Raw genomic sequence first — 24,190 nt, forward strand, 5'->3', positions numbered from 1 at the left:
CCGCCCATTACTCCAGGCCCAGATAGGCCTTGCGGATTTCCGAGCGCCGCATCAGGTCGTGGGCCGGGCCATCCATCACGATGCGGCCCTCTTCCAGCACATAGGCGTGCGTCGCCAGCTCCATCGCCATGCTGACATTCTGCTCGACCAGCAGCACGGACAGCCCTTCGGCATTGATGCGGCGGATGGCGTCGAACATGTCCATCACGATGGAAGGCGCCAGGCCCAGCGACGGCTCGTCCAGCAGCAGCAGCTTCGGCCGCGCCATCAGGGCGCGCCCGATCGCCACCATCTGCTGCTGCCCGCCCGACAGCGATCCGGCCGGCATCGGCAGCTTCTGCCGCACCGCCGGAAACAGCTCGCAGACCTGCTCCAGCGTCTCGCGTCGGCGCGCCCGCGCCGCCGGCAGGTAGCTGCCCAGTTCCAGATTCTCCAGCACGGTCATGCCGGTGAACAGGCGGCGGCTTTCCGGCACGATGGCAATGCCCGCCTCGCAGAATCTGTGCGCGGCGAGACGCGTGATATCCACGCCATGAAACGCGATGCTGCCGCCGGCGGCGCGGTTGAGGCCGGCCAGCGTGTTGATCAGGGTGGTCTTGCCCGCGCCATTTGGTCCGACCACGCAGACCAGTTCGCCGGTTTCGACCCGGATGCTGACATCCCACAGGGCCGGAGCGGCGCCATAGGCGACCCGCAGGTTACGCACCTCAAGCATGGGCTTTCCCGAGATAGGCGGCCTTGACGGCCTCTTCGTTCATCACCGCGCTGGCGTCGCCCTGGGCGATCAGGGCGCCGTGGTTGAGCACCACGATGCGGTCGGTCAGCGCCATCACCGCGCGCATGACATGCTCGACGAACACGATGGTGGTGCCGCGATCGCGGATCCGCTGGATCATCTCGATGGCTTCGTTGATTTCCCCGGGCGTCAGGCCGGACAGAACCTCGTCGAGCAGCAGCAGCTTCGGCCGGGCGGCCAGCGCGCGGGCCAGCTCGAGGAACTTGCGCTGATGCAGGTTCAGGTCATCCGGCAATGCATGGGCCCGATGCGACAGGCCGGCGAATTCGATGAAAGTCTGCGCCTCGCGCAGGGCCTCGGCGCGGCTCATCCCGCCGCCACCGAACATGCCGACCATGGCCACGTTCTCCAGCACGCTCATATGGCTGAAGGGGCGCGGAATCTGGTAGGTGCGCGCGATGCCGGCCTGGGCGAAGCGATGAGCATCCTGACCGGCAAGGCTCTGGCCTTCGAACAGGATTTCGCCGGCCGTCGGCTTGTAATGGCCACTGACCACGTTGATGAAGGTCGACTTGCCTGAACCATTCGGCCCGATCAGGCCGAGAATCTCGCCCTTGTAGACCTCCAGGGTCACATCGTTCAGGGCTTTCACGCCGCTGAAGGCTTTCGACAGCCCCCTGACCTGCAGCAACGGCTCCGCCACGATGTGGCGCCTGGCCGGCAGGCGCGCCACCGGAGCCGCCTCGGCCGCATGGACCGGCGCCGCGCTGGCCGCGGCTTCGGCGGCGACGCGCACGCGCTTGTTATGGCGCCAGCCGGATACCAGGCCGAGCACACCGGCCGGCATGAAGAGAATGACGACCACGAGGATAAAGCCAACCGCGGCCCGGCCCAGCACGGCTGATTCACCCGACGTGAAGTAATAGAGCAAGCAGGTGATCAGCACGGCACCGACCGCCGGCCCGATCCAGTGCCGGCTGCCGCCCAGGATGCTCATCAGCACGACGCTGAGCGGCACGGTGATCGAGAAGGTTTCCGACACCGTGACATAGGAGACGAACAGCGCATGGATGCCGCCCGCCAGGCCGGCCAGGCCGCAGGAGATGGCCAGCGCGTAGAGCTTGAAGCGATAGGTCGGCACCCCCATCACCTCGGCGACATCCTCGTCGTCATGGATGGCAAACAGCCCGGTGCCGAATTTGGAAGCGTAGATCCAGTAGGAGATCAGCAGCGTCAGCGTCGCCGTGATCAGCCCCATCATATAGATCGAAGCCGATTGCGAGGGACCAAGGACCGGAATATCGACGCCGATCAGGTAAATGCCCGGGCCGCCATCGACCGGCGTGTTCAGGATGACCGTGGCGAGGACAAAGGTGACCGCCAGCGTCAGCAGGGCGAACAATTCGCCACGCACGCTGGAAACCCGAAAGACGATGGCACCCAGCACCACGCCGAGCAACGCGGCAACCAGAATGGCCGCCGGCACGGTCGCCAGGAACGGCCAGCCGGCCCTGCCGGCCAGATAGGCGGTCGCGTAGATGCCAGCGCCGAAGAAGGCACCATGGCCAAAGGAGAAATAGCCGGTGTAACCCGACAGGATGTTCCACGAAACGGCAAGGATCATCCAGTGGAACAGCAGATAGAGAAAGGATTCATAAAAGGCCGGAACGCCCAGCCAGGGCAGGAATCCCAGAGCGATGCCTGCACCCAGGATTCCGAGAACGATTGTCCTGCTCAAGATCTTAAGCCTTCCCCGGGCGGAACAGCAGCATGAGAATCAACAGTGAAAACGACACGATCGGCGCCCAGGAGGGAGAGAACAGCACCATCGCGACCGCCTCGCTCACGCCAATGATGATGCCGGCGACCAGCGGGCCGACCGCGCTGCCCAGCCCGCCCAGCATGACAACCGCGAAGACCACGCCCACCCAGGAGAAGATCTGCGTCGGCGTCAGCGTGAAGGTGAGCGCGAAACAGACGCCGGCGACGGAGGCCAGCGCGACGCAGGCGCCGGACAGCAGAAACGACAGCAGGCGCTGGTTGATCCCGAAGGCCGCCGCGATCGGGCCGTCTTCCGCCATCGCGCGCATCGCCTTGCCCAGATCGGTGAAGCGCATCGCCGCCCAGATCGCGAAGGCAAAAAAGATCGCCAACATCAGGGTCAGGAGCTCGGGCACCGGAACGAACAATCCGCCGACGGTGAACTTCTCCTCGCCGTAACTGGACTGCAATTTGCGGAAATCGGCGGTCCAGACATACTGGATCAGGCTTTCGATCATCACCGTGATGCCGAAAGTGACCAGCAGGGAATTGAATGGCGAAATATGGAACCGCGACAGCAGCCATTGCATCGCAACGCCGATGCAAAAAAAAACCGGCGGCAGGATCAACAGCGTCAGCAGCGGATCGATGCCCCAGACCGACGCCATGTGATAGCTGATATAGGCCGACAGGAAAACGAAGCCGAAATGCGCCAGGTTGATTTGCCGCAGCAGGCCCCAGGACAGTCCCAAGCCCAAACCGATCAGCCCATACATCCCGCCGATGAAAAAACCCGAAAGGATGGACTGCGACAGAAGGTTCAGGCTTGGGAGCGTCATGCCTCTACTCTCACTGCATCTTCAGGCTGGCGCCGGGGGCGGCCCAGGCCTTCGGCCAGACGGTAACCCAATTGCCGCCCTGGACCTGCTTGATGCGCATCAGGTCGTCGCCGAAATTGTTGCCGCGATCGAAGCGCAGGGTGCCCTGGATAGTCGGCACCTGGTTCGCCTTCAGCCAATCGGCCAGCTTGCGATCGTCAAAGCTCTTGGTTGCGGTCACCGCGGCCTCGAGCAGCTGCCAGGCCGTGAAGGAAGCAGCCGCCTGCACCTCGACCTTGGCATAGGGGAAACCGGCTGCCTTGGCCCGTTCATTGTAGGTGGCGACGAACTTCGCCGCGACCGGGTTGTTGGTATAGGGCGCGTGCTCCTCGAAGATGGTGACCGAGAGGGCATTCTTGCCTTCCGGCGCCGTCGCCATCGGGCCAGGCGCGGGATAGAGGTGGAAATGAAGCGGCGGCTCGTAATCAAGCTTCTTCATTGCCTCGAGCAGCATATTGCCTTCCAGGCCAATATCGCCAACGAAGACCAGATCGGGCTTCGCGTCCTTCACACGCGCAGCGATCGGACCGAAATCGCGGTTCCCGAATTCCCATTCGAGGAACAGAACTTCCTGCAGGCCGCGTTTCTTCGCCACTTCGCGCGCCCCGAGCGACATGAAATGCACCGACGGGAATTTCGAGGTGACGACAGCGATGGTTTTCGGCGGCTTCGGCGCGGCAGCCAGCGCGTCGAACAGCGTGTTCGGCACCGTGGTGCCCGGATCGGGACCCAGCGACCAGGCCGGGAAATGCATGTCGTATTTCGCCAGCGACGGGATGCCAAAGGTATGGTGGATCAGGATCTTGTTGTAACGCTGGGCCACGCCCATCGCCGACAGGATCGCGCCGGTGGCATAGGGCCCCATCAGCAGGTCGACCTTGTCGGAGGTGACCAGCTGTTCGTAGAGCGTGCGGGCCACTTCAGGCTTGGACTGGTCGTCCTTGACGATCCATTCCACCTTGCGGCCGAGCAGACCGCCGCGCTTGTTGAGGTCCTCGACATAGATCTCGCCTGTCAGCTTGTGGACCAGCGCGGTGGCCGAAAGAGGGCCGGTCAGGGCCAACGTGCTGCCGATGCGGACAGGACTGCCTTGTTGCGACTGCGCAGGCCCGGCGAGAAAGCCAAGACTGCCGGCCGCGATCGCCGCCAGGGCGACGATCCGTTTCAAGCTTTTCATGTGTTTCCTCCCTCAGGTTTGTTCTTGTAGACGCGTCACTCGTTCTGGATTGTATTGCGCAGGACGCCCACCTTCTCGACTTCCACTTCGATCACGTCGCCCTGCTTCATGAATATCTGGGGCTTGCGGGCAAATCCGACGCCGGCCGGCGTGCCGGAGATGATCACGTCGCCGGGCTGCAGGGCGAAAATTTCCGAGCAGGTGCTGACCAGGGTCGCCACGTCGAAGATCATGTCCTTGGTGTTGGCGTCCTGCATTACCTGGCCGTTCAGGCGCGCGCGAATCTGCAGGCCGACTGCGCCGGCCGGCAGTTCATCGGCCGTCACCAGCTCCGGCCCGAAGGATGCCGTGGCATCGAAATTCTTGCCTATCATCCACTGATGCGATTTGAACTGGTAATCGCGGATCGAACCGTCGTTGAACAGCGAATAACCGACCACATGCTCCAGCGCCTTGTCCCTGGCGATGTGGCGGCCGGCCTTGCCGATGATGACTGCCAGCTCGGCCTCGTAGTCGAACTGGTCCGAGACCTTCGGCTTGATCAGCGGCTCGTTATGGGCCACCCAGGATGATGGAAAGCGGTGGAACAGCACCGGATATTTCGGCGCGTCCTTGTAAGGGCTTTCGGCAGCATGATCGATGTAGTTCAGGCCGACGGCGATGGCCTTGGACGGATTCAGAACCGGCGGCAGCAGCCTGGCCTGGGCGAGCGGCGTGGTCGCGCCACCCTTCGTGGCCGCCTCCTGCGCCTTGCGCAGACCATCGGGCCCAAGCGCCAGCAGGCCATCAATGCTATCGGGCAGCCCCGCGGCGGTCAGATCGACAATGACGTCGCCATTGCGGGCGCCCAGCGAGCAGCGGCCCCCCTTCAGGTAATTCAGCAATCGCATAAGAATGATCCTCTGTAATTGGAGGCGGCGTCAGCCGGCCTTCCGGTCTTCGATTTCGTGGTTGGTGACGAAGTCCTCCGGCGCGCCCGGGCCCCAGAGGTAAAAGGAATCCTCGGGCGGGTGATCCTGCGCCGGCCAGTCGGTTTCCAGGCCGATGAAGTCGATGTCGTAGGAATATTCCGTGAAGCTGCCCCACGGATCGCGCTGGTAGTAAAAGTAATTCGAGCCCAGCACATGGCGTCCGACGCCCCAGCCGTATTTGTAGCCCTTGTTCAGCATCTGCTCCATGCCAAGGCCGATCTCGTCGATGCCGCGCACGACCCAGCTGGTGTGATGCAGGCCCGGTCCGCTCGACTTGGCGAAAGCCAGCAGGTGATGGTCGCTGGAATGGGCGCCATGCATGAAGGCGATGCCCTCGCCCGAATGGTCGGACAACCGCATGCCGAGCGCTTCGTCATAGAACTTCAGCGAGCGTGGCACGTCGGAGCAGAACAGCAGCGCATGGGTCAGGCGCACCGGGCGCACCGGCTTCATATTCCGGCGGTTGATGCCCACCGTGGTGCCCTTGTCGGTGGTCATGTACATCGGGCCGTAGGTATCGCCCTTCTGGTTCGGCGATGATTTTTCGGCCACGACGATCTGCAGCGTGATGCCATCCGGGTCGCGCAGCCAGAAGCCCTGCTCGTCCACCAGGGGGTGTGGATCGATGGTTTTGATGCCGATCTTCTCGATATGGCGGCGCAGCGGTTCGTAATCCTCGGCATAGACGCCCAGCGCGAGGTATTCGAGTTTTTTTGGCTCGCCGCTCTCATAGATCGAGCCCCAGCGATGCGGATGCCCGAAGGTATAGAGGTCGAGCTGCTTGCCGACCTGGCGCACGTCGAGCCCGAAATCGGTGAAATACTGCTTGGCGACAGCCAGCTCGGGCACGCTGAACACGAAGCGGTCAAGCGAATGGATCGCGGTCACACCGGACCGCTTGGGATCGGCCATATCTGTTTCCTCCACATCGCCCCGATCAGGATCCGGCCTTGTCAGGGTCTGGTCTTTTCTGTATTTTCGTCTTACACATAGATTTGAAGGCTAGCAATATATTTTTGACATGAAAATAATCCACAGCCCCTCCGATCCAGCCCCCGCCCCCGTTCTGCCGGAGGCCAGCGCCGGCACCAAATCCCATCGGGCCTACACCCAGATCCGCGCCGACATCCTGTCCTGTCGTCACATGCCGGGCACCAAGCTGAACATCGCGGCCCTGGCCAGCGACCTTGATGTCAGCCTCGGCGCCGTCCGCGAGGCGCTGTCGATGCTGCAGTCAGAGGCGCTGGTGGTTTCCGAACCGCAGCGCGGCTACACGGTCAGCCCGGTTTCACCCAAGGAACTGGCCGACATCACCGAGGCGCGGATCGCCATCGAAACGCTATGCCTGCGCACCTCGATCCAGCGCGGCGACCTGGCCTGGGAAACCCGCATCGTCGCCGCCTGGCACCGCCTCTCACGCCTGAGCCAGTCCGAAGCCGGCAAGGACCAGCATTTAAGCGAGGTCTGGTCGCGGGCGCATGCCGATTTCCATGCCGAGCTAGTGAGCGCCTGCGGCAACGACTGGCTGCTGCGCATGCGCGCGATGCTGTACGAGCAGAGCGAACGCTACCGCCGCATGTCGGTGCCCCTGCAGACCGAGGCCCGCGACGTTCCCGCCGAGCACAAGGCCATCTTCGATGCCGTGATGGATCGCGACGTCGAGCGCGCCATGGCGGCGCTGGAGAGCCATCTGCGCAAGACCGCCACCATCGTCCGCACGTCCGTAGCCCTCTAACGTCAGAAGCAACACCATGACCCGGATCGCAGCCGACGCGCTGAAGCAGATTTTCTTCGATGCCCGCACCCAGAATGGCTGGCAGGACAAGCCGGTATCGGACGAGTTGCTGCGTGAGATATACGACATCCTGAAGATGGGCCCGACCTCGATGAATACGCAGCCGATGCGACTGCTGTTCCTGCGCAGCAGGGAAGCGAAGCAGCGCCTGGCTGCCGCCCTGTCGCCGGCCAATCTCGACAAGACCATGGCGGCCCCGGTGACCGCCATCGTGGCGCGCGACACCAGATTCTACGAATACATGCCCGAGATCTGGCACAAGCCGGAGGCGCGCGAGACCTTTGCCAGCAACGCGCCGCTGGCCCAGGCCACCGCGCAGCGCAACGCCACCCTGCAGGGTGCCTACCTGATCATCGCCGCCCGCGCGCTGGGCCTGGATTGTGGTCCGATGAGCGGTTTCGATGCCGCCAAGGTGAATGCCGAATTCTTCCCCGACGGCCGCTGCCAGGTCGATTTCCTGTGCAACCTGGGTTATGGCGATCCGTCGAAACTGTTCGGCCGCCAGCCGCGCCACGCCTTCGAGCGTGCCTGCCAGGTGCTTTAGCGCCCGGCTTCATCGCCCGGCAAAAAAGGGAGCCTTGCGACTCCCTTTTTCATAACCTCGGGCCAACCGGTTACTGGAACAGGCTGAGCAGGGTGTTCGGCTGCTGGTTGGCGATCGACAGCGCCTGGATGTTGAGCTGCTGACGGACCTGCAGGGACTGCAGCGTGGCGCTCTCCGAGGCGACGTCGGCGTCGACCAGGGCGCCAAGGCCCTTCTTGGTGGCATCGACCAGGTCGTCGACGAAGCTCTTCTGCAAGCTGATCGAACGCGACTGGGCGGCAACCTGCGCCGAGATGGAGTTGACCAGGGCTTCCAGAGTGCCGAGGCCGACGATGGCAGCCGAGTAACCGGCCGCACCGGCGCCGCTGTACACGGTGATCACCGAGTTGAAGTCGGCAGAGGCGGCCGAAGCCAGACCGCTGGTGGTCTGCAGGGTCAGCGTGGTGCCGACGACGTCGGCCACGAAGGTCACCGAAGTACCAGTGGAGTCGGTGTTCAGCAGGTTCTTGCCGTTATAGGTCGCCTGGTTGACGTAGTTGGTGACCTGGGCGAGCAGCTGCTTGGTATCGTTCAGATACACATCGCGCTGGGCGGTGGTCAGCGAGCCGTCGGCGAGGTTGGCGAACTTCGCCTTGATGTCACCGATCAGGTTTGAGATGCCGGTCAGCGCGGCGGCGGTCACCTGACCGAGGCCTTCACCGGCCGACAGCGACGACTGCACCGACGAGTACGCCTTCACATTGCCGCGAATGCCCTGGGCAACCGCGAAAACGGCGGCATCATCCGATGCATCGGCCACCTTGTAGCCGGTCTGGACGCGCTTGGAGGTCTTGTCGAGTTCCGTATTGAGGCTGCGCAGCGATGACAGGGCAACGAGGGCACCGACATTGGTATTGATCGAGTTTGACATTGCAATCTCCTGTTCTGGGATCGTGAAGAAGATCGCCGGTCTTTACCGGTCAAGGGCCACGCTAGGCAGCGCACGTTGCCGTCGCAATCCATCCTCGCGGCGCGCAATATCGCGTTACAATGCAACAAAGCCGCGGCATAGCCGCCGCCATATCGGTGGAAATGATTTTTTAATTATGACCGGGGCTGCCCGGCTTCGCCGCCCTGCAGGGCCGTGATGGCGGCGCGTTCGACCTGCGCGCGCAACCAGATATGGGCCGGATCATTCTGCACCCGGCGGTGCCAGACCATATACATTGGCAGATCGCCTACGCCCTGCTGATAAATCTCGGGCAACGGGATCGGCACCTGGGCGAAATCGCGCATCAGGCCGTCCCGCAGCAGGCTGGGCAGGCTGGCCAGCATCGGCGTGCCGCGCAGGAAAGCCGGCACGCCGGAAAAATTCGGCACCGATACCGCCACCTCGCGCCGGTGGCCGGCCGCCAACAACCGCTTGTCGAATTGCAGCCGTTCGTTGTCGCTGTAGACCACCGTGACATGGCGCGCCTGCAGATAATCATCCGCGCGGCGCGGCGGTGAGCGCATGGCAGCGTCGTAGTAACAGACATAGCGGTCGCTTAAGAGTCGCTTCTGCAGCATGTCGGTGCCCGCCGGCGGCACCGGCGAGATCAGCAGCTCGCAGCGATTCTCGCGCAGCATCTCGGCACTGGGCAGTTGCGAGGGGATGGCGCGCAGCCGCACGCTGCGTGTCGCGGCCTCCAGCTGCCGCAGCAGGGTGGGCAGCAGCAGGTCACGCTGGAAATCGTTGGCGGCGATGGTGAGGTCGAGATCGGCGCTGGCCGGTTCGAACTGCGCCCCGCTGGAAAAAGCCTGCATGTCGTCGAGCAGCCGGCGCGCCTGTTCGGCCAGGGCATGGGCATGGCCGGTGGCGATGATGCCCCGGCCCGATTTAACGAAGAGCGGGTCGCGCGCGATCTCGCGCAGCTTCTGCAGGCTGTGGCTGACCGCCGACTGGGTGAGACCAAGCCTGGCCGCCGCCGCCGTCACCGACCCCTCTTCCAGCACGGCGAGGAACAGCTGCAGGCTATGGCCGTCCAGAGCCAAATGATCGAATTTACTCATGCATTGTATTATAATTAATCAATATATTTTTTGAATAGAGAAGTTGAAACTTCCCGGATGCCGCTGCTCGCCGCCGCCCCGGCGCGAGAGTGGTGCATCTAGGGAGCAAACCATGGAAACCAAAGGGGAATTTTTCCAGCGGGATCGCCGTCTGCATCCGCCCGCCTATACCCCGACCTACAAGACCAGCGTCACCCGGTCGCCGAAGCATGCCCTGCTGTCGCTGCAGAACTCGCTATCCGAGGTGACCGGCCCGGTCTTTGGCCATAACGAAATCGGTCCGCTGGATAACGACCTGATCCGCAACTACGCCAAGACCGGCGACCCGATCGGTGAACGCATCGTCGTGCATGGCCGCGTGGTGGACGAAAACGGCCGGCCGGTGCCCAACACGCTGGTGGAAGTCTGGCAGGCCAATGCCGGCGGCCGCTATCGCCATAAGAAGGATACCTACCTGGCGCCAATCGATCCGAATTTCGGCGGCTGCGGCCGCACGCTGACCGACGAGAACGGCAACTACTTCTTCCGTACCGTCAAGCCCGGTCCCTATCCGTGGCGCAACTACGTCAATTCCTGGCGGCCGGCTCATATCCATTGCTCGTTGTTCGGCTCGGGCTTCGCGCAACGGCTGATCACCCAGATGTATTTCGAGGGCGATCCGCTGATCCCGATCTGTCCGATCCTGCAGACCGTGCCCGACAAGGGCGCGCTGGAACGCCTGATCGCGCCACTCGACCTGAACGCGGCGATCCCGCTCGACAGCCTGGCTTACCGCTTCGATTTCGTGCTGCGCGGCCGCCGCTCCACCATGTTCGAAAACAAGCTGGATGGGAATTGAGACCATGCCGCAGCCCCTCACCTACCTGCAGGAAACCGCCTCGCAGACCGCCGGCCCCTATGTGCATATCGGACTGGCGCCGCACCAGGCCGGCTTCGACATCTTCGCGCATAATTTCAGTAACGCGCTGGCCGGCCCGCAGACCAAGGGCGAGCATATCGTCATCGAGGGCCGCGTGCTGGATGCCACTGGCTCGTCGCTGAACGACGCGCTGCTGGAGATCTGGCAAGCCAATGCCGCCGGCCGCTACAGCCATCCGGCCGACACGCAGGACAAGCCGCTGGATGCCGATTTCCGCGGCTGGGGCCGCACCGGCGCCGATTTCGATACCGGCATCTATCGCTTCGAGACGATCAAGCCCGGCCCGGTGGTTGGTCGCCATGGCAAGATGATGGCGCCGCACATTAATTTCTGGGTGGTGGCGCGCGGCATCAATATCGGCCTCAGCACGCGGATGTATTTCTCCGACGAGGAAGCCGCCAATGCCGCCGATCCGGTGCTGAACCTGATCGAACTGAAAGTGCGGCGCCAGACCCTGCTCGCCCAACGCGGCGAGAAAAAGGACGGCAAAACCGTCTATCATTTCGACATCGTCCTGCAGGGCGACAACGAGACGGTGTTCTTCGACATCTGAACAGACATGGCCGGCGGCGCATGCCGCTGCCGGCCATCGCCTTTATCCGACCCGCCGCCTATGCTGCGGCCATGTCAGCACCTAAGCCGCCCTGCCCACTCTGCTCAGGCTCAGCACGTCCCTATCATCGCGACGCGCGGCGCGACTACCTGCAATGCGAAAGCTGCGATCTGATCTTCGTGCCGCCGCACCAGCATCTGGATGTGGCCGCCACGCGTGCCTTTTACGACACGCACGAGAATGCGCTGGATGATCCCGGCTACCGCCGCTTCCTTGGCCGCCTGTTCACGCCACTGGCCCAGCGCCTGCCGCCAGGCGCCAGCGGACTGGATTTCGGCTGCGGCCCGGCCCCGGCGCTGGTCGCCATGTTCAGCGAGGCCGGCTTTGCCATGCGCGCCTACGATCCGCTTTTTGCGCCCGACGCCACCGCGCTGGAGCAGCCCTATGACTTCATCACCAGCAGCGAGGTGTTTGAGCACCTGGCCGAACCCGGCGCCGAGATCGCGCGGCTGTCAGGCCTGCTGCGGCCGGGCGGCTGGCTGGGCGTGATGACCAAACGCGTGCGCGACCGCGGAGCCTTCGCGCAATGGCATTACATCCGCGACCCCACGCATATCTGCTTCTATTCGGATACGACCTTCCGCTTCATCGCGAACCAGCATGGGCTGGAGCTGGAGCTGGCCGGCGCCGACGTCGCGCTGCTGCGCAAGCCGGCAGCTTAGCGGGTATAGATGTCCTTATACTGCTCGCGCAGCAGGTTCTTCTGCACCTTGCCCATCGTGTTGCGCGGCAGGTCATCGACGAAGAACACGCGCTTGGGCAGCTTGAACTTGGCCAGCCGGCCATCCAGCGCCTTCAGCACTGCCGCCTCGTCCAGCTTGCAATCCTTGCCGGCCACCACGACAGCCGTGACGCCTTCGCCGAAATCGGGATGGTTGACGCCGATCACGGCAGATTCGGTCACGCCGGGCAGCGCGTCGATCTCGGTTTCGACTTCCTTCGGATAGACGTTGTAGCCGCCCGAAATCACCAGGTCCTTGCCGCGACCAACGATATGCACGTAGCCGCGCTCGTCGATCTTGCCCAGGTCGCCGGTGATGAAGAAGCCGTCCGGGCGGAATTCGGCCGCCGTCTTCTCCGGCATGCGCCAGTAGCCCTGGAACACGTTCGGACCCTTCACCTCGATCATGCCGATCTCGCCCTGGGCCAGCGGCTTGCCGGTTTCCGGATCGGCGATACGCAACTCGACATCCGGCAGCGGAAAGCCCACCGTGCCGGCCACGCGGTCGCCGTCATAGGGATTCGAGGTGTTCATGTTGGTTTCGGTCATGCCATAGCGCTCAAGGATGCGGTGGCCGGTGCGGGCCTCCCATTCCTTGTGCGTATCGGCCAGCAGCGGCGCCGAGCCCGAGACGAACAGGCGCACATGCCGGACCAGGTCTTTGGTCAGGCCCGGATGCTGCAGCAGGCGCACGTAAAACGTGGGCACGCCCATCATGCTGGTGGCGCGCGGCAGGTGCCGGATTATCTCGTCGGGATCCAGTTTCGGCAGGAAGATCATCGACGCCCCGGCCAGCAGGATGATGTTGCTGGCGACGAACAGGCCATGGGTGTGGAAGATCGGCAGGGCGTGCAGCAGCACGTCGTTGGCCGTGAAGCGCCAGTACTCCATCAGCGTGGCGGCATTGGAATACAGGTTGCGATGACTGAGCATCGCGCCTTTCGAGCGGCCGGTGGTGCCCGAGGTGTAGAGGATGGCGGCCAGGTCGTTCGGCCCGCGCGGCACCGGCGTAAAGGCCGCGGCCGCGGCTTTTGCCTTGTCCATCAGGCTGCCATCGCCCTGCACACCCAGCGTCTCGCAATGGGCCACGCCCAGCCGCCTGGCCAGCGGCGCCAGTTCGGCGGCCACCGACGGGCGGCAGACCACCACGCGCGGTTCGGCATCGCCGATGAAATATTCCAGTTCGGTCAGCGTGTAGCCGATGTTGAGCGGCAGATAGATCGCGCCAGCCGCCACCACGCCCAGATACAGGATCAGCGCCTCGGCCGACTTGTCGACCTGCACGGCGACGCGGTCGCCCGGCTGCACGCCCAGGGCCACCAGTGCATTGGCGAAACGACCCGCCAGTTCGAAGGTGTCGCCATAGCTGAAGCGGCGGCCATCGCCGGTCTCGATGAAGGTCCTGGCCGGATCGGTGATGCGGGCGCGGATCAGGGAATAGAGATTGTCGGACATGGTGAAAGACTGCTTCCGGTCGGTGTTTTTGTGGCGTCAATAATCGCCGCCCGGCCGCTCTGCGCAAGTGTCCCGCTGTTGCCAATTTAGCCGAGGCAGGCCAGTTGCGCCGGGCCGAGCTGTCCCATGCGCGCCCGGATCGTGGCGGTACGCCGTTCGACATACGCAGTGGGCGCCGCCGCATTCCAGCGGTTCGGCGATGGCAGGATGGCCGCGAGCCGGGCGGCCTGCATATCCGTCAGTCGGCCCGGGGCCCGGTCGAAATGATCGTCCGCAGCCACCGCCGCGCCGAACAGGCCGGGGCCCATTTCGGCGATGTTGAGATAGACCTCCATGATACGCCGCTTTGGCCAGGCCGCATCCAGCGCCAGGGCCAGCGGGGCCTCCAGGGCCTTGCGCACGAAACCGCCACCCGGCCACAGGAACAGGTTGCGCGCCACCTGCATGCTGATCGTGCTGGCGCCGCGCAGGCGGCCGGTTTCCTCGTAATCCTCCAGCGCGTCCTGCACGGCCCCCAGGTCAATGCCGTGATGCAGGCAGAAGCGGGCGTCCTCCGAGGCGATCACGGCGCGTGGCAGCCCGGCGGCAACCTCCGCCAGCCCGACCGGGCGGTAACGCACCAGGGCGCCGCGCTCGATGCTGCGGATCAGCATCAGCGGCGTGGCGGGGGGATCGACGAAGCGGAACAGCAGCAAACCGCCGCCCCAGAAGGCCAGCAGCAGGGCAGCACAGATTTTCAGCAGGCGGAAAATACGCGTCATCGGCGCAGGAAAACCCGGCACAGCGGCAATGGCAACCGTCTCTTGCCGGTGGACAGGACAGGGCGAGGAGGATTTACTGGCCGGAACGGGGAGAAAACGCTTCATGCTGCAGGGCAGCGCCATTCTGCTTCTGTCGCTCGGTTATCTCGGACTGCTGTTCGCGATAGCCCATCTCGGCGACCGGCTCGGACCGCGCTGGTATACCGGCCGCAGCGGCGCCACCATCTATGCCTTGTCGCTCGCCATCTATTGCACCTCCTGGACCTTCTACGGCTCGGTCGGCCGCGCCGCCCTCTCCGGCCCCGATTTCATCCTGATCTATGTCGGGCCGGTGCTGGCCATCACGCTGGGCTATCCGGTGATGGCCAAGATGATCAAGATCGCCAAGCGGCAGAATGTCACCTCGATCGCCGACTTCATCGGCTCGCGTTATGGCAAGAGTCGCGCCGTGGCCGTGCTGGTCACCCTGATCGCGGTGATCGGCGTGCTGCCCTATATCTCGCTGCAGATGCAGGCGGTCAGCGTCACCTTCGAGGTGCTGGTCGGCACCGACATGGCGCATCTGCTCAATGCCAGCCTGCCGCCGCCCTGGCGCGATACCGCGATGTTCGTGGCCGGCATCATGGGCTTGTTCACCATCCTGTTCGGCGTGCGCCATGTGCAGGCCACCGAGCAGCATCGCGGCATGATGCTGGCCATCGCCTTCGAATCGCTGGTCAAGCTGGCCGCCTTCCTGGCGGTGGGCCTGTTCGTCTTCTACGGCCTGTTCGATTCCGGCAGCGACCTGCTGGCCCGGGTGCAGGCCGATCCGCGCCTGACCGCGCAGCTGAGCCAGGGCCTGGGCAGCAACTGGATCGCCATGACGGTCCTGTCCGCCTTCGCCTTCCTCTGCCTGCCGCGCCAGTTCCATGTCGCCGTGGTGGAAGGCAGCGACCCGAACAGCCTGAAGGCGGCGCGCTGGCTGTTTCCGCTCTACCTGGTCGCCATCAACCTGTTCGTCGTGCCGATTGCCGCAGCCGGCCTGCTCCTGACCGACAAGGGCACCAATCCGGATTTCTTCGTCCTTACCCTGCCGCTGAAGGCCGACCATATCGCCCTGTCGGTCTTTGCCTTCATCGGCGGCCTTTCGGCAGCAACCTCGATGGTAATCGTCGCCTGCATGGCGCTGTCGATCATGGTGTCGAACGAGCTGGTGACGCCGTTCCTGCTGCGCTCACGCGCCGGCGGCTCCGGCGAAGTCGGCCAGATCGTGCTGAATGTGCGCCGCGCCGCCGTCGTCCTGATCCTGATCGCGGCTTATATCTATCATACCTGGATCGCCGGCTATCTGCCGCTGTCCTCGATTGGCATGATCTCGTTCTGCGCGGTGGCCAATTTCGCGCCGCCCCTGCTGCTCGGCCTGTACTGGAAACGCGCCCATCGCCACGGCGTGATCGCCGGCCTGCTGGCGGCGTTTGCCGTGTGGATCTACGCCCTGCTGGTGCCGTCCATCGAGGGCGCGGCGACCGGCCGGCCGATGGTGGCGCCGCTGGCCGCCTGGCTGCCCTGGCCGATCAGCGATTTCGACGCCATCCTGCAAGGCTTCGTCGCCAGCGTCGTCGCCAATCTGACGCTGCTGATCGGCGTGTCGCTGCTGTCGCGGCCGCGCAGCCGCGACCTTGAGCAGGCGGCGATCTTCGTCTCCGGCGGCGAAGGCCTGCCAGCCACCGCCTTTGTTGAAGCCGATCACGACCCGCGCATCGACGAGCTGCGCGCCCTGGCCGCGCGTTTCATCGGCGAGGAGCGCGCCGAACGCGCCTTTGCCGGCCGTCGCATGAGCGCGGGCGAGGCCATGGCCTTCACCGAGCATCTGCTGGGCGGCGCGATCGGCGCGGCATCGGCGCGCATCGTGATGGCCTCGGCCCAGGGCAAGAACCTGCTCAGCCCGCGCGCCGCCCGCGCCATGCTGGGCGAGGCATCCGAAGCGATCCGTCACAATCTCGACCTGCTGCGCACCACGCTCGACCATATCAGCCAGGGCATCGGCGTGTTCGACAACCGCCAGCGCCTGGCGGCCTGGAACGACCGCTTCTTCGACCTGCTCGGCCTGCCGGCCAATCTGGCCGAGAATGGCGTGCCGCTCGCCACCCTGGTGGGCGACGCCGCCTCGGATCTCGCCGCCATGCTGGCGTCCGGCGCCAGCGGCTCGCGCATCCACGAACAGCGCCAGCCGAGCGGCCGGGTGATCGAAATCCGCGTCGATCCGATGCCCGATGGCGGCTTCGTCGCCACCTGCACGGATATCAGCGACCGCGTCCGCGCCGCCGAGGCGCTGCGCGATTCCGAGCGCGCCATCCGCATCTATACCGACAACGTGCCGGTGCTGATCGCCTATGTGGATCGCGACGAGCGCTATCGCTTCACCAACATGCCGTTCCGCCGCGCCCTGCATCTGCCGCAGGACCAAATCGATGGCCGGCGCGTCCACGAGATGCTGCCATCCGACCGGTATCTGCGGCTGAAGCCGCATATCGAAGCCGCCCTGGCCGGCCAGCGCCAAAGCTTCGAGACCGAATTCCCCACCAATGACGCCAAGATCGAGGTGGCGCACGGCACGTATATTCCGCATATCGACGAGCAGGGCACGGTACTGGGTTTCTTCCTGCTCTATCAGGACGTCACCGAGCGGCGCCGCGCCGATGCCGCCCTGCGCGCCGCCTATGAAGGCCTGGAGCGCCGCGTCGCCGAGCGCACCGCCGAATTGCAGCTGGCCGTGCAGGAGCTGGAATCCTCGCGGGCGCAGGCGGAAGCGGCCAACCTGGGCAAGACCCGCTTTCTGGCTGCCGCCAGCCACGACCTGCTGCAGCCCTTGCATGCCGCGCGGCTGTTCACCGCTGCCCTGGCCGAACGCGAGCCGGACAATCCGCTGGTCTCGAAGATCGACCATGGCCTCGGCGCGGTGGAGGCCCTGCTCGATGCCCTGCTCGATATTTCCAAGCTGGATGCCGGCGCCGTGCAGCTCGAGGTGCGACCGGTGGCGCTGGGGCCGCTGCTCGATTCCATCGTGTCGGCCTTTGCGCCGCTCGCCGCCCGGCGCCATGTCACGCTGAAAGCGGTGCCGACCGGCGCCACGGTCAGCAGCGATCCGGCCCTGCTGCGCCGCGTGCTGCAGAATTTCGTCGCCAATGCCATTCGCTATACCAGCGCCGACGAGCCGAACCGCCGCGTGCTGATCGGCTGCCGGCGGCGCGGCGACAGCATCCGCATCGAGGTCTGCGACAACGGCCCCGGCATCCCGGATGACAAGCGGCAGGTGATCTTCCAGGAATTCGCCCGGCTGGAGCGCGGCGGCGATGCGGCCGAGCGCGGCCTTGGCCTTGGCCTTGCCATTGTCGAGCGCATCGCCCGCATGCTGAACAGCCCGATCGGGCTGCGCTCAAGCGTCGGCCGCGGTTCGGTCTTCAGCATCACCGTGCCGCGCGCCGCCGTCGAACCCGCCCTGCCCGCGCTGCAGCCGGCATTGCCGGCCTTCACCGCCGGTTCGCTCAGCGGCAGCTTCGTGCTCTGCATCGAGAACGAGGCCGGCGTGCGCGAGGCGATGACCACGCTGCTGGAAGGCTGGTCCTGCACGGTGGCGGCGGTCGACACGATCGCCGCGGCCCGTGAGGCGGTGGCCGCCGTTGGCCGCAACCCGGACGTGATCCTGGCCGACCTGCATCTGGATGAGGATTCACCCGATGGGCTGGACGCGATCGCGCAGCTGCGCCGCGACTGGGGCCAGCAGCTGCCGGCCATCCTGATCACCGCCGACCGTGGCCAGGACATGCGCCGCCGCGCCGCCGAGACCCATGTAGACGTGTTGCACAAACCAGTGAAACCTGCGGCCCTGCGCGCCCTGATCAGCCAGCGCCGGCGGCCGGTCCAGCCCCAGCCCCTGGCCCGGTCCCTGGCCGAAACCGGCGACTGATCCGTTTCAGTCAGGGCAAGAAATCTGTCAGAGCGAGAAATGCCGGGCGGCGATGACCGCCTGAGTCCGACTGCGCACGCCAAGCTTCTTGAGGATCGCGGTAACATGCGCCTTCACCGTGGCCTCGCCGACCGACAGCTCATGGGCGATCTGCTTGTTCAGCTTGCCCTTGCTGAGCAGGGTGAGGACGCGCAGCTGCTGCGGCGTCAGCTCGGCGACGCGGCGGGCGAAGTCATCCGGGACATCCGGGACGCCGCCATCCTCCAGTTCAGGCGGCAGCCAGACCTCGCCGTCCAGCACCGATTGCAGCGCGCTGGCGATGGTGTCGAGCGCGGCTGATTTCGGCACGAAGGCGGCGGCGCCGAATTCGATGGCGCGGCGCATCACGGCCGGCTCGCGCGTGGACGAGACGATCGCCACCGGCACGGCGGGATGGCTGGCGCGCACCGTGGCGAGGCCGGAGAAACCGTCCATGCCCGGCATGTCGAGATCGAGGATCAGCAGATCGACGGCCTCGCGCGCATCCAGGACGGCGCGAGCCTCGTTGAGGTCGGAACAGCCGATCACCGCGACGCCGGCCATGGCCTGCCGCAATGCCTGGCCCAGCGCCTCGCGCACCAGTGGGTGGTCGTCGGCGATGATGATTGTCAGCGCCGGTTCTGTGCCGGTCTTATCTGTGCCGGTCTTGTTGGCTCCCGTCATGATCGCGAGGGTAAACCACCGCTCCGCGCGCAGCAAGGTGAAGGCGGCACTGGACAGCGGCAATAGACCGGGCTAGTGCAGACCCTCGCCACCGTTCCAGGGAGCCCGTCATGAGCATTGCCGGCATTGTGGATATCTCGTCCCTCACCGCACGTTGCGCTGCGGCCGAACCACACCACGACTGGTCGCGCGCGGAAATCGATGCGCTATTCGCCCTGCCATTCAGCGACCTGGTCTTCCTGGCCCAGCAGGCGCACCGCCGCCATTTCGCCGCCAACGCGGTGCAGATGAGCACCCTGCTGAGCATCAAGACCGGCGGCTGTCCCGAGGACTGCGCCTATTGCCCCCAGAGCGCGAGTTTCGACACCGGCGTCAAGGCCGAGAAGCTGATGGGGCTGGACGAGACCCTGGCCGCCGCGCGCGAGGCCAAGGCGGCCGGCGCCAGCCGCTTCTGCATGGGCGCGGCCTGGCGCAGCCCGAAGGAGCGCGACCTTGAGAAGGTCTGCGCCATGATCGCCGAGGTGAAGGCGCTGGGCCTGGAGACCTGCGCCACGCTGGGCATGCTGTCGTCCGAGCAGGCGCAGCGGCTGGGCGAGGCCGGGCTGGATTACTACAACCACAACCTCGACACCTCGCCCGAGCATTACGGCGCGATCATCACCACGCGGACCTACCAGGACCGGCTCGACACGCTGTCCAACGTGCGCGAAGCCGGGCTGAAAGTGTGCTGCGGCGGCATCGTGGGCTTAGGGGAAAAGGCCGAGGACCGTACCGGCCTGCTGCACAGCCTGGCCACCCTGCCCGCCCATCCCGACAGCGTGCCGATCAACATGCTGGTGCAGGTGGAGGGCACGCCGCTGGACGGCCAGGCGCCGCTGGACGGCATCGACTTCGTGCGCACCATCGCGGTGGCCCGCATCGTGATGCCGGCCTCGATGGTGCGTCTGTCGGCCGGGCGCGAGCAGATGAGCGAGGAATTGCAGGCGCTGTGTTTCCTGGCCGGCGCCAACTCGATCTTCCTGGGCGAGAAGCTGCTGACCACGAAGAACCCCGGCAAGAATCGCGACGCGACCCTGCTGGCCAAGCTGGGCATCACCGCGATGCCGCACACCACTGTTGAAGTCGGCGGCTCAGCCGAAGCGGCGCAGTGAGGGCAGCGAAGGCGGCATGCCGGTGCAGCCGGCGAGCGTGAACAGCGTGAAAGGCTGGGCGCGGTAGACGCCGATGGCGCCGCTCTCGCGCAGGCGGCCGGCGAAACCGGGATCGTCGGAGGCCAGCTCGACCGCGTTGGGCAGCCAGGTCTGTCGCACCAGCCGGGCTTCCGTCTGCGTCGCCGCCGCCGTGACGGCCAGCGCATCCCAGCCGAAGGGATAGACCGCGATCACCCGGCCGCTGGCCTCCGGCGGCAGGGCGGCGCGCTGCACCGTGACGGCAAACAGCAGGCCCCAGACCAGCAGCACCGCCAGCGCAAAACCCAACGCGATGCGGTGCGTGCCGGCCATGGCGTTACTCTGCCGGCGCTGGCGAGAGGCGCGCCAGCGGGCGTTCGTCGATCGGCCAGTGCACGATGGCGGCGAACACGCCGAGACCCATCGAGATCCACCAGACCAGATTGTAGGACCCCGTCATGTCGAACAGGCGGCCACCGAGCCAGACGCCAAGGAAACCGCCGACCTGGTGGCTGAAAAAGACGATGCCAAACAGCGTGGCCATGTAGCGCGGGCCGAAGATCTGCGCCACCAGCCCGGAGGTGAGCGGCACGGTGGAGAGCCAGAGCAGGCCCATGGCGAAGGCGAAGACCAGCACGCTGACCTCGGTCATGGGCAGCATGACGAACACCGTGATCACCACGGCGCGCGCGCCGTAGATGAAGCTGAGCAGGTATTTCTTGCTGCGTTTGCCGCCCAGCACGCCAGCCGTATACGAGCCGACCACGTTGGCGAGGCCGACCAGGGCCAGCGCCCAGGCGCCGGTGGCGGGATCGAGGCCGCGGTCGACGATATAGGCCGGCAGATGGGTCTGGATGAAGGAGACGTGGAAGCCGCAGACGAAAAAGCCCGAGATCAGCAGCCAGTAGCTTTTCTGCACGCCGGCCTCGCGCAGGGCCTCGCCCATCGACTGCTGCGGCCCGCTGCCCTCCGGCGCCTTGCCGGCCAGCACCAGCGCCAGCGGCGCGATGGCCAGCGCAAACAGGCTGAGCAGGATCAGCGCGAAAGCCGTGCCGAAGGCGGCGATGAAGGCCTGGCCCAGCGGCACCATTAAAAACTGCCCCATCGAACCGGCCGCCGTGCCGATGCCCAGCGCCCAGGAGCGTTTTTCGGGCGGCACCATGCGGGCGATGGCCGACAGCGCCACGGTAAACGACGAGCCGGCCAGGCCGATGCCGATCAGCATGCCGAGCGTGACGTTGAGCATCAGCGGCGTGGTGGCATAGGCGGTGAGCGCCACGCCGGCGGCATAGAACAGCGCACCGCCGACCAGCACGCGGGCGGAACCGTAGCGGTCGGCGAGCGCGCCGGCGAAAGGCTGGCCGAAGCCCCACAGCACGGTCTGGATGGCGATGCCGAAGGCGAAGACCTCGCGGCCCCAGCCATTGGCGGCGCTGATCGGCTCGAGGAACAGGCCAAAGCCCGAGCGCACGCCGAAATTCAGCAGGGCGATGGTGCAGCCGGCGAGGATGATCAGCAGCGGGGTGCGCCAGGAGGTCGGGGCCCCGGAGCGGGGGGCCTGGGTCTGGGTCGTCATGGGGACTCGTCTCCTGAACGCTCGTTCGTTTCCAAGCCCTGCACTTAGGCAAGCGGGGCCGAAGCGGCAAGTCTTAAATTGGCACCGTACAAGTTCTGGCCTGTTGCGGATTGTGCAGCGCGGGCCAGCGCGGATTGCGCTGCCGCGCCGGGATTTGCAGTCGAGAGCGATGCGTTTTGAATCGTTTTGCGATGGTTTTGCATAGGTAAGTTATTGATTTTATATAAATGTGAGAGTCTGTCTTAGAAAGCAGGAATGGTTTCTAAATACCGGTCTGTGGCTCACCTGAACAGTATAGAACATAATAGGGTTATTGTTAAGATATAAAACCTAATTATGTAGTTCCCGCCATACGGAAAAACATCTTATCACTTTGGAATAATTGAGTTTTATGTGCCATTAGGCTGGGGAAGAAAAAAGAGTACAATGATTGTGGTTTTGCAGCGTCGTCTGTTTCGTACTCGTCCTGATGATGCTGCTGAGAATGTGCGTAGTGATAAGTCGGCTGATACGCCGATTATGCGTTTCAAGTTTCCTGAAACGATGGCAGAATGATTTCCGAAGTTTCCGCGTGACGAGTCTGCGGAAATTGCGCCGAAAGGCGCAAAGCAAGACGCCCCCGGATTTCTCCGGAGGCGTCCCGTAGTGTCCCCCAACGGGGCTGCGAATTACGGCGGTGTTGGTAGCGCCTCCGTAACCCGGACGGAGATTATATTATGGGTTGCATGCCCATACACCTCCTTTCGGTACTGTACTTGGGGCGTGGGATGCCGCCGACCGCTAAATCAACGGCATCCCGGCCCCAGCCAGCCTCCCTGCGAAACAGGGAGACAATCGCTAATTTTACAGGCCCGTTCGGGAGCCCGGATAGCTGATTGTTTGCTTTCCGGAGCAAAAACTCGCTTGCTTTAGAGGATTCGCAATGGGTAGTGGGCCCGATTCGCAAGATCGGTCCCAATACCCGGACGACCAAGCCGACGACCGGTTCAAGCGGCTGCTAGCCAGCGCCCTGAATACCCGGCCCCAGCCGATCAAGGACATCCCGAAGAAGCGCAAGGGCCGGAAGCCTACTTCCGCCGCCTAGCCGCCTGCCGGATAAACCAGTCTGTCAGAAGAAACGGAACCGGCTTAGTCAGGTTGCCGGTACATGAGCCGCTTGCCCTCGGCACCCTTCACCGCAAGGGCTGCGCGTTCACCATCCGTGACGCCTCGCACGTTGTAGCGGAAATCGAATTCCGCCAGATAGCGATGCAGGTGCTTTTCACCGCAATGGTGATAGATGCCCTTCATGCCCCGCTTGAAGATCGAGAAATAGCCTTCGACCGTGTTGGTATGAACGTCGCCCCGAGCGTATTTCTTGGCGGAATGAAGCACGCTGCATGTGGGGCAAACTTTGCAATCAACCCGCCTCCTGATGAGGCGCGCGCGAGGCTACAGCGTGCGCCGCCCGGTCGCCTGCTCGATCTGTTTGGCGGTGTTGTACTGACTGAGCGAATAGACCGCCCACAAAGCCGCCGGAATCCAGCCGATCAGGGTGACCTGCAGGATCAGGCAGATGATGCCGGCAATCGGCCGCCCGATGGTGAAGAACACCATGAAGGGCAGGAAAATGGCGAGCAGCAGGCGCATGGCGGGAGTCTCCTTCCCGACCAATGTAAGACGTCAGGCCCGGTCTTTCCAGCCCAGCACGATCATCACCTGGGCGGCCACATAGGTGATCCAGATCGCCGGGCCGACGAAGGGGATCGGCGCCACGAATTTGTCGAGCGCGATGAGCGAGTCCGAGACCATGAAGCTGATCGCGCCCAGCATCACCAGCGGCCGGCCGGGCAGGGCCGTGGCGGCCAGCGCCATGGCAGCGATGGCGGCGATATAGGCATAGACCGACGCCAGCAGCTTGCCCAGGCCGGGCGTGAGCAGCGCCAGCATGATCGTGATCCCGGCGAGAATGCCGAGCGCCACCAGCCGACGCAGGACCGGCAGCCGCATAGGCCGCGGACGACGCGCCACGAACTGCCAGAGATAAACCAGATGGGCGAGCAAGAAGCTGGCCAGGCCCGGCACGAACAGGCCAACGCGGTCGACCGCCAGGAACACATCGCCGGCCGCCGAGAACAGCAAAGCGAGGCCCAGGCGTTTGGCATCGGCATCGCCGCCGCGCGAAGCCCACAGCGCCACAGCCAGCAGCGGGCAGACCGCGCCCTTCACCGCCGCCTTCAGCCAGAGGATGTCGGGCAGCAGCGGGCCGGCAAACAGATAGAGGATGGCCAGACCAAGCGCGGCGCCGAAGGCACCGCGAAACAGAAACGGCGCGCCAGAGGCAGTCTGGCGCGCCGCGCTGGTCATCGGATGTCTCCGCCCGGCCGGTTATTTGCCGCCAGCCTTACTTGCCCAGGCTCGGATCGATCTGCTTGCAGGCATCGACCAGGCCCTTC

23 protein-coding genes and 1 pseudogene are annotated in these 24,190 nt (G+C 64.8%); 8 read left to right on the forward strand and 16 right to left on the reverse strand.

Annotated features, from left to right (window positions below; all coding sequences use genetic code 11):
• Positions 1-7: 7 nt before the first annotated feature.
• From Q1J79_RS11265 to Q1J79_RS11290, 6 genes are read right to left on the reverse strand one after another with little or no spacing between them, the layout of a single operon-like run.
• Positions 8-715, reverse strand: a complete 708-nt coding sequence (locus Q1J79_RS11265; RefSeq protein WP_300300252.1) for an ABC transporter ATP-binding protein — start codon at positions 713-715, stop codon at positions 8-10.
• Positions 708-2,474, reverse strand: a complete 1,767-nt coding sequence (locus Q1J79_RS11270) for a branched-chain amino acid ABC transporter ATP-binding protein/permease (RefSeq protein WP_300300254.1) — start codon at positions 2,472-2,474, stop codon at positions 708-710. The genes Q1J79_RS11265 and Q1J79_RS11270 overlap by 8 nt, the downstream gene beginning before the upstream one ends.
• Before the next feature lie 4 nt (positions 2,475-2,478).
• Positions 2,479-3,336, reverse strand: a complete 858-nt coding sequence (locus Q1J79_RS11275) for a branched-chain amino acid ABC transporter permease (protein WP_300300256.1) — start codon at positions 3,334-3,336, stop codon at positions 2,479-2,481.
• Positions 3,337-3,346: 10 nt separating this feature from the next.
• Positions 3,347-4,552 (reverse strand): amino acid ABC transporter substrate-binding protein, encoded by a 1,206-nt coding sequence (locus Q1J79_RS11280; protein ID WP_300300258.1) that lies wholly within the window; start codon positions 4,550-4,552, stop codon positions 3,347-3,349.
• Between the two features lie 35 nt (positions 4,553-4,587).
• Positions 4,588-5,442 carry a fumarylacetoacetate hydrolase family protein gene (locus tag Q1J79_RS11285; RefSeq protein WP_300300259.1) on the reverse strand — a complete coding sequence of 285 codons (855 nt, stop codon included), beginning with the start codon at positions 5,440-5,442 and terminating at the stop codon, positions 4,588-4,590.
• Positions 5,443-5,472: 30 nt separating this feature from the next.
• A complete protein-coding gene (locus Q1J79_RS11290; protein WP_300300261.1) occupies positions 5,473-6,435 on the reverse strand; it encodes a VOC family protein in 963 nt (320 codons plus the stop codon).
• 109 nt (positions 6,436-6,544) lie between these two features.
• Between Q1J79_RS11290 and Q1J79_RS11295 the strand changes: the two genes are divergently transcribed.
• Both Q1J79_RS11295 and Q1J79_RS11300 read left to right on the forward strand, forming a co-directional pair.
• Complete coding sequence (locus Q1J79_RS11295) at positions 6,545-7,258, forward strand: GntR family transcriptional regulator (protein ID WP_300300263.1); 714 nt, start codon at positions 6,545-6,547, stop codon at positions 7,256-7,258.
• Between the two features lie 16 nt (positions 7,259-7,274).
• Complete coding sequence (locus tag Q1J79_RS11300; RefSeq protein ID WP_300300265.1) at positions 7,275-7,862, forward strand: malonic semialdehyde reductase; 588 nt, start codon at positions 7,275-7,277, stop codon at positions 7,860-7,862.
• A gap of 70 nt (positions 7,863-7,932) precedes the next feature.
• Here Q1J79_RS11300 and Q1J79_RS11305 read toward each other — a convergent pair whose 3' ends face one another.
• Positions 7,933-8,772, reverse strand: coding sequence for a flagellin (locus Q1J79_RS11305; RefSeq protein WP_300300267.1), 840 nt, complete (start codon positions 8,770-8,772; stop codon positions 7,933-7,935).
• 173 nt (positions 8,773-8,945) lie between these two features.
• Positions 8,946-9,893, reverse strand: a complete 948-nt coding sequence (locus Q1J79_RS11310) for a LysR family transcriptional regulator (RefSeq protein ID WP_300300269.1) — start codon at positions 9,891-9,893, stop codon at positions 8,946-8,948.
• A gap of 112 nt (positions 9,894-10,005) precedes the next feature.
• Here Q1J79_RS11310 and pcaH point away from each other — a divergent pair, with 112 nt between their 5' ends.
• The 3 genes from pcaH to Q1J79_RS11325 all read left to right on the forward strand — a co-directional run bounded on the left by pcaH (position 10,006) and on the right by Q1J79_RS11325 (position 12,087).
• The gene (pcaH, locus tag Q1J79_RS11315; protein ID WP_300300271.1) at positions 10,006-10,731 is read left to right on the forward strand and encodes a protocatechuate 3,4-dioxygenase subunit beta; all 726 of its coding nucleotides are present in this window, start codon (positions 10,006-10,008) and stop codon (positions 10,729-10,731) included.
• Positions 10,732-10,735: 4 nt separating this feature from the next.
• A complete protein-coding gene (gene pcaG / locus Q1J79_RS11320; RefSeq protein WP_300300273.1) occupies positions 10,736-11,365 on the forward strand; it encodes a protocatechuate 3,4-dioxygenase subunit alpha in 630 nt (209 codons plus the stop codon).
• 71 nt (positions 11,366-11,436) lie between these two features.
• Positions 11,437-12,087, forward strand: a complete 651-nt coding sequence (locus tag Q1J79_RS11325; protein WP_300300275.1) for a class I SAM-dependent methyltransferase — start codon at positions 11,437-11,439, stop codon at positions 12,085-12,087.
• Here the strand turns inward: Q1J79_RS11325 and Q1J79_RS11330 are convergent.
• Both Q1J79_RS11330 and mtgA read right to left on the reverse strand, forming a co-directional pair.
• On the reverse strand, positions 12,084-13,601 hold the full coding sequence (locus tag Q1J79_RS11330; protein WP_300300277.1) for a malonyl-CoA synthase: 1,518 nt from the start codon (positions 13,599-13,601) through the stop codon (positions 12,084-12,086). The genes Q1J79_RS11325 and Q1J79_RS11330 overlap by 4 nt on opposite strands.
• A gap of 86 nt (positions 13,602-13,687) precedes the next feature.
• On the reverse strand, positions 13,688-14,362 hold the full coding sequence (gene mtgA / locus Q1J79_RS11335; RefSeq protein WP_300300279.1) for a monofunctional biosynthetic peptidoglycan transglycosylase: 675 nt from the start codon (positions 14,360-14,362) through the stop codon (positions 13,688-13,690).
• Between the two features lie 103 nt (positions 14,363-14,465).
• On the opposite strand from mtgA, the gene Q1J79_RS11340 reads away from it, so the two are divergent.
• Positions 14,466-18,308 carry a NahK/ErcS family hybrid sensor histidine kinase/response regulator gene (locus Q1J79_RS11340; protein WP_300300282.1) on the forward strand — a complete coding sequence of 1,281 codons (3,843 nt, stop codon included), beginning with the start codon at positions 14,466-14,468 and terminating at the stop codon, positions 18,306-18,308.
• Positions 18,309-18,335: 27 nt separating this feature from the next.
• Here Q1J79_RS11340 and Q1J79_RS11345 read toward each other — a convergent pair whose 3' ends face one another.
• Positions 18,336-19,010 (reverse strand): response regulator transcription factor, encoded by a 675-nt coding sequence (locus tag Q1J79_RS11345; protein ID WP_300300285.1) that lies wholly within the window; start codon positions 19,008-19,010, stop codon positions 18,336-18,338.
• Between the two features lie 110 nt (positions 19,011-19,120).
• Here Q1J79_RS11345 and bioB point away from each other — a divergent pair, with 110 nt between their 5' ends.
• Positions 19,121-20,161 (forward strand): biotin synthase BioB, encoded by a 1,041-nt coding sequence (gene bioB, locus Q1J79_RS11350; protein WP_300300288.1) that lies wholly within the window; start codon positions 19,121-19,123, stop codon positions 20,159-20,161.
• Here bioB and Q1J79_RS11355 read toward each other — a convergent pair.
• Both Q1J79_RS11355 and Q1J79_RS11360 read right to left on the reverse strand, forming a co-directional pair.
• A complete protein-coding gene (locus Q1J79_RS11355) occupies positions 20,141-20,512 on the reverse strand; it encodes a hypothetical protein (protein ID WP_300300290.1) in 372 nt (123 codons plus the stop codon). The genes bioB and Q1J79_RS11355 overlap by 21 nt on opposite strands.
• Before the next feature lie 4 nt (positions 20,513-20,516).
• Entirely contained in the window at positions 20,517-21,755 is a 1,239-nt protein-coding gene (locus Q1J79_RS11360) for an MFS transporter (protein WP_300300293.1), read from the reverse strand.
• A gap of 426 nt (positions 21,756-22,181) precedes the next feature.
• Here Q1J79_RS11360 and Q1J79_RS11365 point away from each other — a divergent pair, with 426 nt between their 5' ends.
• The gene (locus tag Q1J79_RS11365) at positions 22,182-22,310 is read left to right on the forward strand and encodes a hypothetical protein (protein WP_300300295.1); all 129 of its coding nucleotides are present in this window, start codon (positions 22,182-22,184) and stop codon (positions 22,308-22,310) included.
• A 573-nt stretch (positions 22,311-22,883) separates the two neighbouring features.
• Here the strand turns inward: Q1J79_RS11365 and Q1J79_RS11370 are convergent.
• From Q1J79_RS11370 to Q1J79_RS11380, 3 genes and pseudogenes are all read right to left on the reverse strand, one after another.
• A pseudogene (locus Q1J79_RS11370) lies at positions 22,884-23,132 on the reverse strand (transposase); the annotation flags it as partial.
• Positions 23,133-23,186: 54 nt separating this feature from the next.
• Positions 23,187-23,384, reverse strand: a complete 198-nt coding sequence (locus tag Q1J79_RS11375) for a YqaE/Pmp3 family membrane protein (protein ID WP_300300298.1) — start codon at positions 23,382-23,384, stop codon at positions 23,187-23,189.
• A gap of 33 nt (positions 23,385-23,417) precedes the next feature.
• Positions 23,418-24,101: a lysoplasmalogenase gene (locus Q1J79_RS11380; protein ID WP_300300301.1), complete on the reverse strand. Its 684-nt coding sequence runs from the start codon at positions 24,099-24,101 to the stop codon at positions 23,418-23,420.
• Between the last annotated feature and the right edge of the window lie 89 nt (positions 24,102-24,190).

The sequence above is a fragment of the Ferrovibrio sp. genome (genome assembly GCF_029255545.1).
GTDB lineage: Bacteria > Pseudomonadota > Alphaproteobacteria > Ferrovibrionales > Ferrovibrionaceae > Ferrovibrio.